Below are 11,204 nucleotides of genomic sequence, written 5' to 3'. Positions count from 1 at the left end.
AGGGTCGCCCTCCCACCCGGGAGGGCGGCCCTTTCGCATTTGGTGGATACGACGGGACGCTCTTGTCGGTTACTGACGGGTAGAACGACAAGAATGTCCCGTCGTATCCCTCTCAGGCGGCGCGGTTCTTCAGGAAGCGCTCTCGCTGGGCCGCCGTCAGGGATCGGCGCTGGTCTACCGTGACCGTCGGGGTCCACCATGCCGGCGGGTCCACGGTCCATCGGCGCTCCGGACGGAGTCGCAGCGCTCGCTCCCGCGCTTCCGTCGTACGCCGCAGAAACTGGGTCGGATCTCGCCGGTCTATCGATGTCATGGTGACGTACTCCAGCCCAGCCCTGCGGAAGAGACTCTCTCGCTGGATGTCGCTGGCTCGCCGCTCACCGGCGAGATGGAGGCCACCGTCGTACTCACCGACGACCCCGGCTTCGGCATCGAGCAGGTCCGGCGTCCCGATGTGGTTGCCGACGAGGTCGAAGATCGGGTGGTTGCACAACGGATGCGGCAGCCCGAGGTCGAGCTGCCAGTGAAGGCGCATCTCGGGCTCCATCGGCGACCAGCTGTTCTCGTCGGCGAGCCCGATGGCCTGACGGAGCCGTTCCACTCCATACCAGCCGTTCAGCGTGCTGGCATGGTCGATCAGTTCGGCGATCGACACGGTGTCTGTCTGCAGCGCCATGTCGAGAGCGACCACCGCACGCAGTAGGGACGGAGCGTGGCGCGCCTCGTATGCCGCCGATCGCAGCGGATGGGTCCCGTTCACGCCATCGAGGACGAACCAGTGGCTCAGCGGCAGTCGCTCTGCCGAGAGCAGGATGCCCGACCGTGACCGATAGCGATGGTTGGTGATGACGATGGGCACCCGCCTCTCGTTGCCGTTCCCATCGCGCCCGTCGAACCAGCGTGCTCCGGCCCAGGCGAAGGCAGCCCAGCCGGTGATGTGTCCTCCCAGGATCTCCGTGGCGGCCTCCAGCACCCGCTGCTGAGGCAGGCCGGAGTCGACGTGGGCCGGGACGTACAGACCTGGACCGGTCCGGCGCCACGCACTCCCCCGCGCCTGCCTTGGTGTCGGCCCGCGCTCCCCGCTCGGGTCCACGCGCACAGGAGCAACCAGCCCAAGGCCCCGGTTACCGTGGGGTGCCGGGCTGAAGTGAGGCGACCGAGAAGCCATAGAGGGATGGTGAGCCACATCCACCCGGCCCGCATCCCGTATTCCGCACCCTGTGGATAACCGCGGGCCCGGAACGGATACGACGGGACGTTCTTGTCGGTCTACCGATGGGTAACCGACAAGAACGTCCCGTCGTATGTCGCCCGATCAGGCGACCGTGAGCTTGACCTCGATGTTGCCGCGGGTGGCGTTGGAGTAGGGGCAGACCTGATGGGCCTGCTCGGCGAGCTGCTGAGCGGTCGCGGTGTCGGTGCCGGGGATGGTCACCTCGAGCTGGACGGCGAGGCCGAAGCCGCCCTGGCCGTTGTCGCCGATGCTCACGTCTGCGACGACCTCGGAGTCGGTCATGTCGACCTTGGCCTTGCCGGCGACCAGCTTGAGCGCGGAGTGGAAGCAGGCAGCGTACCCAGCAGCGAAGAGCTGCTCGGGGTTGGTGGCGCCGCCAGCGCCGCCCATCTCCTTGGGGATGCGGACGTCGGCGTCGATGAGGCCATCGGTGGACTGGACGTGGCCGTTGCGGGCGTCGCCGGTGCTGACTGCGGAAGCGGTGTAGATCGGTGTCATGTGCGCAACCATATTGCGCACAACTTAATAGCGCAAGGGGGTAGACTGCTGGATGTGTCCGGACGTACCTATCCGCAGCTCGCGCTCGACCTGCAGCTCTGCTTCCCTCTGTACGCAGCGACCCGAGCCGTCACGAAGCGCTACGTGACGCTGCTCAAGGGGACCGGCCTGACCTATCCGCAGTATCTGGTGATGCTGGTGCTCTGGGAGACCGAGGAGCCGCTCTCGGTCACCTCTCTCGGCCAGCGCCTGCGGCTCGACTCCGGCACCCTGACGCCGCTGCTCAAGCGCCTCGAGGCCGCCGGCCTGGTGCGGCGCGAACGCGACCCCGGCGACGAGCGCCGCGTGCTGGTCAGCCTGACCGAGGACGGCCGGGCCCTGGAGGAGCAGGTCGCCGGCGTCCCCCATCAGCTCGGCGCGTCGATGGGGATCACCCGCGACGAGGCGCTCGCGCTGCGCGACCAGCTCACCGAGCTGGTCGACCACCTCGACACGGCCGAGTCCGCCTGAGGATAGATCTATCCCTTGGTCAGCAGGCGCTGCACGCCCAGCTTGATCAGCAGGCCACCGAGGAGGACGTCGACCGCCACGAGCACCGCGTGAGCGATGTAGTAGGGCTTGGGGCGGGTCTGCTCCGGGTCCTTGGCGGTCTTGACGAGGTTGCGGCCGAAGTTGGTCCAGATCGCGATCGTCCAGATCCCGATCACCAGGAGGAGCGCGCCGTCAGTCTTCTCGAGCTTCATGGTCCGACTCTCTCACGTCGGCGGGAGTCGCCCCTACGTAGGCGTAGCAGGCGGCGTAGAGGATCACCATCGAGGTGTAGTGGATCCAGACGACGAGGATGAGGGCGATGCCGAAGGCCTGGAAGGCCGGCTGCCCCTGGGTGGCAGTCAGCAGGAGGGCCGAGGCCTGCTTGAGGATCTCGAAGCCGATCGCACCGAGCAGCGCACCTGCCCACAGGGCTCGCTTCGGGGTGTCCTTCTGCGGGGCGAGGTGGAACATCGAGAAGAAGAGCAGGGTGTTGGCCGCCAGGCCGAGGACCAAGGTGACCAGCACGATCAGCCAGCCGAAGCCGTCCCCGAGGCCGATCCACTCCAAGACGTTGACCGAGAAGGTACGGATCAGGCCGGTGGCCGCGACCGCCACCATCAGGATCAGGCCCAGCACGACCAGCGCGACCAGGTCCCGGGCCTTGGCGGCCAGGAAGCCCGGCTGCTCCTCGTCGGGCACCACGAAGACTGCCTCAAGCGCCCTGCGCAGGCCGTTGACGAAGCCGAGACCGGCGTAGAGCAGACCGAAGACACCGATGATCCCGACGGTGCCGGCAGCACTCTCGATGTCGGCGATCTTCAGCTGCCCGGGGCCGTCGCCGACGAGCCCGGGCAGCACCTGGTCAATCGCCTCGACCAGGTCGCTCTCGGCGCCGGCGTACACCTTCGCGATCTGACCCACGGCGAAGAACGCGAGCGCGAGGATCGGAAAGGTCGACAGGAAGCCGAAGTAGGTCATGGCCCCGGCCTGCTGGGCCGCGCCGACCTCCCCGTAGTGCTCCTGCGTACGCAGCACGCGATCCAGCGCCGGGAAGCGCTCGCGTAGCTCGGCGATCTTCGCCTTGATCTTCTCCATGAGTACCCCCGAGGTCCCATCCGTTGATCGTGAGCGGGAAGCGAGCCCGCCTCAGCCGGTAAGTGCTGCTCTCAGTGCGAACTCCCGAGTCGGGCGCCAGCCATCCGTGTCGTCGTGCACGTAGAGGTGGAACTCCTCGACCGTCCACTCGCACTCGAAGTCGGCCAGCTCGCTGAAAGCCTTGTCGAGGCTAGCGTCGGGAAGGTCGTGAGCGATCGTGACATGCGGGTGATAGGGAAACGTGAGCTTCTGATCGAGCGGCCCCTGCCGGACGGTGTTGGCCAGCTGCTCACAGCCCGAGATGCCCTGCACCACGGCGACGAAGACCACAGGAGAGACCGGCCGGAAGGTGCCGGTGCCGCGCAGGTGCACTCCGAACGGCGCGACCCTCGAGGCCGCGGCCTCGAGGTGGCTCTCGACGTCCGGCAGGAGATCGTCGTGGATCTCCGTCGGTGGCACGAGGGTGATGTGCGTCGGGATCATGGTCGCCGTGGCGTCCCCGAGAGACGTCCGGTAGTCCTGGAGCTGGCTTGCCCATGGCTCCGGGATAGCGATGGCAACACCGATGGTGCGCATGCGCCGACCTTACTAGCCGAGCGGCGATGCGGGGGCCACAAGACCAACCCGCTCGTAGACGTCGGCCAGGGTCTTGCGGGCGACCACGCCTGCCTTCTCCGCGCCCTGCTCCAGGATGCCGTCGAGATAGGCCCGGTCCTCGAGGATCTCGAAGGTTTTCTCCCGGAACGGCGTGACGTAGTCGACGACGACCTCGGCGAGATCCTTCTTGAGATCGCCGTAGCCCTTGCCGGCGTACTTGCCGACCAGGGTCTCGATCTCGGAACCGGTCAGCGCGGAGTAGATCCGGAGCAGGTTGGAGACGCCCGGCTTGGCCTCCTCGTCGAAGCGGATCTCCATCTCCGAGTCGGTGACCGCGGAACGGATCTTCTTCGCCGAGGCCTTCGGGTCGTCGAGCATGTCGATCAGGCCACTCGGGCTCGAGGCCGACTTGGACATCTTGATCGCCGGGTCCTGGAGGTCGTAGATCTTCGCGACCTCCTTGAGGATGTAGGGCTCGGGAAGCCGGAACGTCTTCTTGTAGCGGCTGTTGAACCGCTGCGCGAGGTCTCGGGTGAGCTCGAGGTGCTGGCGCTGGTCCTCACCGACAGGGACGTACGCCGGGCGGTAGAGCAGGATGTCGGCGGCCATCAGCATGGGGTAGGAGAAGAGGCCGACGGAGGCGGAGCCTTCACCGCCCTTGGCGGACTTGTCCTTGAACTGGGTCATCCGCCGGGCCTCGCCGAAGGAGGTGATGCACTGCATCACCCAGCCGAGCTGGGCGTGCTCGGGAATGTGGGACTGGACGAAGACGGCGGACCGCTCCGGGTCGACACCAGCTGCGAGGAGCTGGGCAGCAGCCCGCCGCGTACGCTCCCGGAGCACCTTCGGGTCCTGCTCGACGGTGATCGCGTGCAGGTCGGCGATGAAGAAGAAAGGCTCGTGCTCCTCCTGCAGCCTCACCCACTGCCGGACCGCGCCGAGATAGTTGCCGAGGTGGTAGGAGTCCGCGGTCGGCTGGATGCCGGAAAGGACCCTGGGCCTGGTCGTAGGAGCGGTGCTGCCGGTCATGTGCGCATTCTGTCAGCCACCCGCCGAAAGGCTCGAAATGGTGGGAGGAAGTGTATCGAGGACCGATCTGTACGAACTGTGGATCCTGCCCGCGGCACCGATCTGCGTGCCGGCCATGGGCCTCGGCGCCCCCCGTGATCAACGTCGAGGACCATGGTCGCCCGCAGTCTTGAAGGCCGCGGGCAGGATCCGCATGACCCATCAACGACAGATCTTCGACGGGGTTATCGAACAGATGCAGCCAATTTTTACGAGTTTGTGGACCTCTTGAGGGGCTCTACTCAGCCGGGATTCGATGGGCCGTCAAATCCCCGTTCCCGGCGTGACATCCTCCCCTGTTAACGTGGTGGGTCGACCCGCGGATCCTCCAAGGGGGTCCGCAGCCTCGAGCCAGCTGCCGAATCGGCCTCGAGGCCAGGCGACCCTCGAGGAGACTTGTGAACCCCACGTCCGCTGCCAATGCACGCATGCTGCTTGCGACCGATCTGGATGGAACCTTCCTAGCCGGCGACCCCGAGGCGAAGGTCAAGCTGTATCAAACGTTGAGCCGCCGCGAGGACGTACTTCTGTCTTTCGTCACCGGTCGTGGACTGGAGTCGGTGCTGCCGCTGCTGGCCGACCCGACCATCCCGACGCCCGACTTCATCATCTGCGACGTCGGGGCCACCATCGTGACCGGACACGACCTGCTCGCCGTCGAGCCCATCCAGCAGGACATCGCCGCCAAGTGGCCCGGTGAGCTCACCGTGCTCGAGAAGATCGGCGACCGCCCCGGACTGGTGCGCCAGAACGTGCCCCAGGACCGCCGGGTCTCGTACTTCTGCGACCCCGAGGCGGTCACCGACGACCTCGCGCCGCTGGTCGCGCAGATCGGCTGCGACCTGCTCTACTCCGCCAGCCACTATCTCGACGTGCTCCCCGGCGGGATCAACAAGGGACACACCGTCACGAAGCTCGTCGAGCACCTCGGCATCCCCAAGGACCGTGTCCTGGTCGCGGGCGACACCCTCAACGACCTGGCGATGTACGACATCGGGTTCCCGGGGGTCTGCGTCGGCGAGGCCGAGGACCTGCTCCTGGAGGCCACCCGCGGCAAGGAGCGTACGTTCCACGCCACCGCCCCCGGCACCGGCGGGATCCTGCAGGCGATCAGGCATTTCAACCTGCTCGACGACGAGCACATCTTCGACCCGGAGAACGACGCCGACGACCCGGGGAAGTCCGACCTCGTCATGGTCTACCACCGCCTCCCCTATGACGAGGTCATCGAGGACGGGGAGGTCAAGCGCCGGCGACCGAAGTCGCCCAACGGCATCATCCCGACGCTGTTGTCCTTCTTCACCGAACGCACCGGATCCTGGGTCGCCTGGTCGATCGACGACCCCAAGCGGGAGAAGTTCGCCACCCACACGGTGGTCGATCCCAAGCTCTATCCGGGCCTGGTGGCCTCCCGGCTGCCGCTGTCGAAGAAGGACGTCGACGTCTTCTACAAGCGCTTCTCCAAAGAGGCGTTCTGGCCGCTGCTGCACACCTTCTGGGAGCGCGCGAAGTTCAAGGAGGAGGACTGGAAGGTCTACTGCCGGGTGAACCGGGCCTTCGCCGAGCAGGCGGCGGCCGAGGCGGCGTACGGGGGCATCGTCTGGATCCACGACTACAACCTGTGGATGGTGCCGGCCTACCTGCGCGAGATGCGGCCGGACGTGAAGATCGCCTTCCTGCACCACACCCACTTCCCCGGCGCGGACGTGTTCAACGTGGTGCCGTGGCGCCGCGAGATCATCGGCTCGCTGCTGCAGTGCGACTACATCTCGTTCCACATCCCTCGCCAGGTCGAGAACTTCGTCGACGTGGCCCGCGGCGTGGCTCCGGTCGAGGTGATCGAGACGGAGGACTGTGCGCCCCGCTTCCGGACGTACGGCTTCGCGCTGGGTCTCGACGTCATGCCGTCGGTCATCGACGTCGGTGGACGCCGGGTGCACCTGGGTGCCAACCCGGTCAGCGTCGACACCAAGCGGATCGAGGAGACCCTGGCCTCCTCGGCAGTGCAGACCTCGATCGCGCGGGTGAAGGACGAGTTCGAGGGGCAGCGGATCGCGCTGGCGGTCTCCCGGCTCGACTACACCAAGGGCGTGCTGCAGCAGCTCGAGGCCTTTGAGCGGGCGCTGCTCGAGGACCCGTCGTTGCTGGGCGAGCTCTCCCTGGTGCTGGTCTGTGTGCCCGCAGCCGGCGAGATGACCGTCTACAAGACGCTGCAGAACCAGATCGAGCAGGCCGTCGGGCGGATCAACGGCCAGTTCTCGCGGATGGGCTGGATGCCGGTCCACTTCTACTTCCGGCCGATCCCGTTCGAGGAGCTGCTGGCCTACTACGCCAACGCCGACGTCATGTGGATCACTCCGCTGCGCGACGGTCTCAACCTGGTCGCGAAGGAGTACGTCTCCGTCCACGGCCTCCTCGGCACGAGCGGAACCCTGGTGCTCTCCGAGTTCGCCGGGGCGGCCGCCGAGCTGCGCGGCGCGGTGCTGACCAACCCCCACGACGTCTCCGACATGGTCCGGGTCTTCCTGCAGGCCGTCGACATGGACGACGCCGAGACCAAGGACCGGATGCGTGGGCTGTGGGACACCGTGCGCCACCACGACTCCAAGGCCTGGGCGGACGGGTTCCTCGCGGCGGTCGAGGCGGCCACCGCCACCGCTCCTGGTGACGAGGTCGAGCTCTAGAAGACTTCGCCGAGTCGGCGCGTTCTGACGCGCCGACTCGGCATCGGCTGGCGTCAGGACGAGCCGACTCGGCAGTTCTTCACGCTCGGCGCCGGTGGATGCGGGTGCTCCACAGCAGCACCAGCAGGCCTGCGACGGCCAGGCCGGCGCCGACCAGCGGGGCCTCGCGGGCACTCCAGACGTCGAGCGCCACGCCACCGGCGAAGGCGCCGAGCGCGTTGGCGATGTTGAGGCTCGCGTGGTTCATCGCGGCGCCGAGGGTCACCGCGTCGTCGGCGACGTCCATCAGGCGCACCTGCAGGTTGATCACCAGCACCGAGGCGATCGCCGTGGTCAGGAAAGCGACCGGCGCGAGCCACCGTCCGGCCGGAGCGACCAGCCAGAAGAGCGCCAGCACCGCCACCATGCCGACACTGCTGAGGAGCAGCGAGCCCATCACCGACCACCGCGCCAGCTCCCCCGCGACCCAGGTGCCGACGACCATCCCGACGCCGAAGGCGAAGACGAACCACGGCACCGCCCCCGCCGCGAGCCCGGCCGTGCCGGTGACGATCGGGGCGATGTAGGAGTAGGCCGCGAACATGCCGCCGAACCCGATCGCGCCGGCGAGCATCGTCAGCCAGACCTGCTTGTTCGTGAAGAACCGGGTCGCCTCGCTGCGGCCGGTCGCGTTCGGGTCGCCCGGGAAGTGCGGCACCGAGAGCTGCACCAGGACCACGGTCAGCAGCGCGAGGCCTGCTGCGGCTGCGTACGGTGCTCGCCAGCCGGCGGTCTGCCCGAGCCAGGTCGCGAACGGGACACCGATCACGTTGGCGACCGAGAGCCCGAGCATCACCAGGGCGACCGCCCGGCCGCGGTGCTTCGGTGCGGCCATGGACGTCGCGACGATGGTGGCGACGCCGAAGTAGGCGCCGTGCGGCAGGCCGTCGAGGAACCTCGCGACCAGGAGCATCTGGTAGTCGACGGCAGCCGCGCTGAGCACGTTGAACAGCGCGTACGCCGCCATCAGCGACAGCAGCAGCCCCTTGCGCGGAAGGTGAGCGACGAAGAACGAGAGGATCGGTACGCCGACCACCACCCCGACCGCGTAGGCGCTGATCAGGTGGCCGGCCGTGGAGGTGCCGACACCGACGCCCTCGGCGATCTCGGGCAGCACGCCCATGGTGACGAACTCGGTCGTGCCGATCGCGAACCCACCCATCGCCAGAGCGAGCATGGCGATCACGAACCGGACTGGGGTGACCTGCCTCACGGCGGTCTCGGGGCTGGCGGTGTCGGTCACTACTGCTTAACCTTCAGCGATTTGAGGGCTATTCCGCGAATCGGTGTGATGCGGGTCCCGCCGCCGCCAGTCACAGCACACTTCGTCAACCATAGTTGACAGACTGATGCTGTCAACCTATATTGACATCATGACGGATGCCAAGGATCTCGCCGAGTCGGCCGCGAGCGCCGACCCGAGCACAGGCCTGCGTGCCGCGCTCGCACTACGCCGCCTCGCCGACTCGCTGGAGCGGCTGCAGGTGGTGAACGCCCGCCGGCAGGGGTGGGCCTGGCAGGAGATCGCCGACGCGCTGGAGGTCAGCCGGCAGGCGGTCCACAAGAAGTACGCGAAGGCGATGTCCTGAGCTTGTCGAAGGGAGATGTGATGTTCGAGAAGTTCACCAGACCGGCCCGTGACGCAGTGACCGCGGCACAGACGTACGCCGCCGAGCTCGGTCACGAGCGCATCGGCGACGACCACCTGCTGCTGGCGATCGCCGCCGGCGTCGAGTCGACGGCAGCCTGCGCGCTCGCAGACTGCGGGGTCGACCCAGCTGCACTGCGGGCCGAGGTCGAGCGGACCCACGGGCGTCTCGGGAACGACGACGCCGAGGCGTTGTCCACACTCGGGATCGACCTGGATGCGGTGCGCTCCCGAGTGGAGGAGGTCTTCGGCGCCGGCGCACTGGAAAGCGGGAAGCCACGCCGCCGCCTCGGTGGCCACATCCCCTTCACCAAGGAGGCGAAGAAGGTTCTCGAGCTCTCGCTGCGCGAGGCGATCAGGCTCGAGGACCGCACGATCGGCACCGAGCACCTCCTGCTCGGCATCCTCCGCGCGGAAGGAGAAGGGCATGCTGCACTACGGGCGCTCGGCGTGGACGCTGCTGCGCTGCGCCAGACGCTCGAGCACGGCAAGGCCGCCTGACCCGCCCGCCGAAACTGCAGTTGTGGGCGACGAAACTGTCGCTTCGTCGCCCACAACTCACCATTCGATCTGCGCAACTGCCGACTCGACACGCACTTTTACATCGATGTAAAGCCTGGGATGCTCGGTGTGTTAACGATCACATTTCGGTGAGGAGAACGCATGACATCAGCACTCGCACGGTTCCAGCGACTCCGTCCCAGGTCGGCGATGGCGCTGCTGACCGCCCCAGCCCTCGTGCTCGCTTCCCTGACCGCGTCGGCGGCCATGGCAGGCCCGGTCGGCGATGCGGACGCCGTTACGGCCGCCTCATCGGCGGACTACCCAGGCCCCGGCGTGGTCAGCGGCGATACGTTCGCGCACGACCCGGAGGTGATCAAGCAAGGCGGCCGCTACCTGATGGCCTTCACCGCGAACGGCGTCGGCCTCAAGACGTCGACCGACCGGACCGCATGGACCGACATCGGCGCGGCGTTCCCGAACGGCGCGCCGTGGACCACCGAGTGGACAGGCGGCGACCTCAACCTCTGGGCCCCGGAGCTCAAGTTTGCGAACGGCCAGTACTACCTGTGGTACTCGGCGTCGTCGTTCGGCTCCAACAAGTCGGCGATCTTCCTGGCCACCAGCCCGACCGGCGCGTCAGGCTCGTGGACAGACCAAGGCGTCGTCGTCGAGTCGACCAGCAGCGACGACTTCAACGCCATCGACCCCGACGTGGTGCAGGACCATGAGGGCAACTGGTGGATGAGCTTCGGTTCGTTCTGGTCCGGGATCAAGCAGATCCAGCTCGACCCGAACACCGGCCACCGGAGGGGCAGCGCCTTCCACAGCATCGCGAGCCGCGGCGGAGGCGCCATCGAGGCGCCGAGCATCCACCTCCGCAACGGCTATTACTACCTGTACGTCTCCTTCGACCGTTGCTGCCAGGGCGCGAGTTCCACCTACAAGGTGATGGTGGGCCGCTCGCGGTCGGTCAACGGTCCGTTCGTGGACGCCGCAGGGACCCCGATGATGAACGGCGGTGGCACCGAGGTTCTCAGCAGTCACGGGTCCATCCACGGCCCGGGCCACCAGACCGTCCTGGCTGACTCCGACGCCGACGTCCTCTTCTACCACTACTACCGCGACGACGGCGTCGCGCAGCTGGGCGTCAACCTGCTCCGCTACAACAACGGTTGGCCCGTCGTGTACTGACCTCCCGTCGAGAGTGCACCTTTGGCGGCCGAGACCGCAGTTGTGGGGGGCGGACAGGGGGGGTGGGGGCCCCCCACACACAAATAGGGCGCCCGCAAAGCAGAGTGGGCGGGGG

At 67.4% G+C, this 11,204-nt stretch carries 12 protein-coding genes; 5 read left to right on the top strand and 7 right to left on the bottom strand.

What is annotated here, in order from left to right:
- Positions 1-112: 112 nt before the first annotated feature.
- Both H5T77_RS24680 and H5T77_RS24675 read right to left on the bottom strand, forming a co-directional pair.
- On the bottom strand, positions 113-1,099 hold the full coding sequence (locus tag H5T77_RS24680; protein ID WP_292653256.1) for a hypothetical protein: 987 nt from the start codon (positions 1,097-1,099) through the stop codon (positions 113-115).
- Between the two features lie 216 nt (positions 1,100-1,315).
- Complete coding sequence (locus tag H5T77_RS24675) at positions 1,316-1,732, bottom strand: organic hydroperoxide resistance protein (RefSeq protein ID WP_292653255.1); 417 nt, start codon at positions 1,730-1,732, stop codon at positions 1,316-1,318.
- A gap of 48 nt (positions 1,733-1,780) precedes the next feature.
- On the opposite strand from H5T77_RS24675, the gene H5T77_RS24670 reads away from it, so the two are divergent.
- Positions 1,781-2,242, top strand: coding sequence for a MarR family winged helix-turn-helix transcriptional regulator (locus tag H5T77_RS24670; RefSeq protein WP_366816676.1), 462 nt, complete (start codon positions 1,781-1,783; stop codon positions 2,240-2,242).
- 8 nt (positions 2,243-2,250) lie between these two features.
- Here the strand turns inward: H5T77_RS24670 and H5T77_RS24665 are convergent, their stop codons facing one another.
- Genes H5T77_RS24665 through trpS form a run of 4 tightly spaced genes read right to left on the bottom strand, consistent with a single transcriptional unit; the run spans position 2,251 to position 4,984 of the window.
- Positions 2,251-2,475 (bottom strand): SCO4848 family membrane protein, encoded by a 225-nt coding sequence (locus H5T77_RS24665; protein ID WP_292653253.1) that lies wholly within the window; start codon positions 2,473-2,475, stop codon positions 2,251-2,253.
- The gene (locus H5T77_RS24660; protein ID WP_292653252.1) at positions 2,456-3,358 is read right to left on the bottom strand and encodes a YihY/virulence factor BrkB family protein; all 903 of its coding nucleotides are present in this window, start codon (positions 3,356-3,358) and stop codon (positions 2,456-2,458) included. The genes H5T77_RS24665 and H5T77_RS24660 overlap by 20 nt, the downstream gene beginning before the upstream one ends.
- 51 nt (positions 3,359-3,409) lie before the next feature.
- Complete coding sequence (locus H5T77_RS24655; RefSeq protein WP_292653251.1) at positions 3,410-3,934, bottom strand: 2'-5' RNA ligase family protein; 525 nt, start codon at positions 3,932-3,934, stop codon at positions 3,410-3,412.
- A gap of 12 nt (positions 3,935-3,946) precedes the next feature.
- Positions 3,947-4,984 carry a tryptophan--tRNA ligase gene (gene trpS / locus H5T77_RS24650; RefSeq protein WP_292653250.1) on the bottom strand — a complete coding sequence of 346 codons (1,038 nt, stop codon included), beginning with the start codon at positions 4,982-4,984 and terminating at the stop codon, positions 3,947-3,949.
- A 467-nt stretch (positions 4,985-5,451) separates the two neighbouring features.
- Between trpS and ggpS the strand changes: the two genes are divergently transcribed.
- Positions 5,452-7,707 carry a glucosylglycerol-phosphate synthase gene (ggpS, locus tag H5T77_RS24645; protein ID WP_292653249.1) on the top strand — a complete coding sequence of 752 codons (2,256 nt, stop codon included), beginning with the start codon at positions 5,452-5,454 and terminating at the stop codon, positions 7,705-7,707.
- A 79-nt stretch (positions 7,708-7,786) separates the two neighbouring features.
- On the opposite strand, the gene H5T77_RS24640 is transcribed toward ggpS, so the two are convergent.
- Complete coding sequence (locus H5T77_RS24640; protein ID WP_292653248.1) at positions 7,787-8,989, bottom strand: MFS transporter; 1,203 nt, start codon at positions 8,987-8,989, stop codon at positions 7,787-7,789.
- Between the two features lie 130 nt (positions 8,990-9,119).
- Here H5T77_RS24640 and H5T77_RS24635 point away from each other — a divergent pair, with 130 nt between their 5' ends.
- From H5T77_RS24635 to H5T77_RS24620, 3 genes are all read left to right on the top strand, one after another.
- Positions 9,120-9,335 carry a helix-turn-helix domain-containing protein gene (locus H5T77_RS24635; RefSeq protein ID WP_292653247.1) on the top strand — a complete coding sequence of 72 codons (216 nt, stop codon included), beginning with the start codon at positions 9,120-9,122 and terminating at the stop codon, positions 9,333-9,335.
- Between the two features lie 20 nt (positions 9,336-9,355).
- Complete coding sequence (locus H5T77_RS25720) at positions 9,356-9,895, top strand: Clp protease N-terminal domain-containing protein (RefSeq protein WP_366816674.1); 540 nt, start codon at positions 9,356-9,358, stop codon at positions 9,893-9,895.
- A gap of 162 nt (positions 9,896-10,057) precedes the next feature.
- Positions 10,058-11,089 (top strand): arabinan endo-1,5-alpha-L-arabinosidase, encoded by a 1,032-nt coding sequence (locus H5T77_RS24620; RefSeq protein WP_292653246.1) that lies wholly within the window; start codon positions 10,058-10,060, stop codon positions 11,087-11,089.
- Positions 11,090-11,204 lie beyond the last annotated feature (115 nt).

Origin of the sequence: Nocardioides sp., assembly GCF_014360585.1 — a bacterium.
Lineage (GTDB): Bacteria > Actinomycetota > Actinomycetes > Propionibacteriales > Nocardioidaceae > Nocardioides.
Note: the sequence above shows the minus strand (reverse complement) of the source record. Positions and strands in the feature narration are given on the sequence as shown.

Excerpts from the sequence above, each read along its gene's own strand:
- H5T77_RS25720 (WP_366816674.1), top strand. The coding sequence starts at position 9,356 with ATGTTCGAGAAGTTCACCAGACCGGCCCGTGACGCAGTGACCGCGGCA.
- H5T77_RS24675 (WP_292653255.1), bottom strand. The coding sequence starts at position 1,732 with ATGACACCGATCTACACCGCTTCCGCAGTCAGCACCGGCGACGCCCGC.
- H5T77_RS24665 (WP_292653253.1), bottom strand. The coding sequence starts at position 2,475 with ATGAAGCTCGAGAAGACTGACGGCGCGCTCCTCCTGGTGATCGGGATC.
- trpS (WP_292653250.1), bottom strand. The coding sequence starts at position 4,984 with ATGACCGGCAGCACCGCTCCTACGACCAGGCCCAGGGTCCTTTCCGGC.
- ggpS (WP_292653249.1), top strand. The coding sequence starts at position 5,452 with ATGCTGCTTGCGACCGATCTGGATGGAACCTTCCTAGCCGGCGACCCC.
- H5T77_RS24635 (WP_292653247.1), top strand. The coding sequence starts at position 9,120 with ATGACGGATGCCAAGGATCTCGCCGAGTCGGCCGCGAGCGCCGACCCG.
- H5T77_RS24620 (WP_292653246.1), top strand. The coding sequence starts at position 10,058 with ATGACATCAGCACTCGCACGGTTCCAGCGACTCCGTCCCAGGTCGGCG.
- H5T77_RS24655 (WP_292653251.1), bottom strand. The coding sequence starts at position 3,934 with ATGCGCACCATCGGTGTTGCCATCGCTATCCCGGAGCCATGGGCAAGC.
- H5T77_RS24660 (WP_292653252.1), bottom strand. The coding sequence starts at position 3,358 with ATGGAGAAGATCAAGGCGAAGATCGCCGAGCTACGCGAGCGCTTCCCG.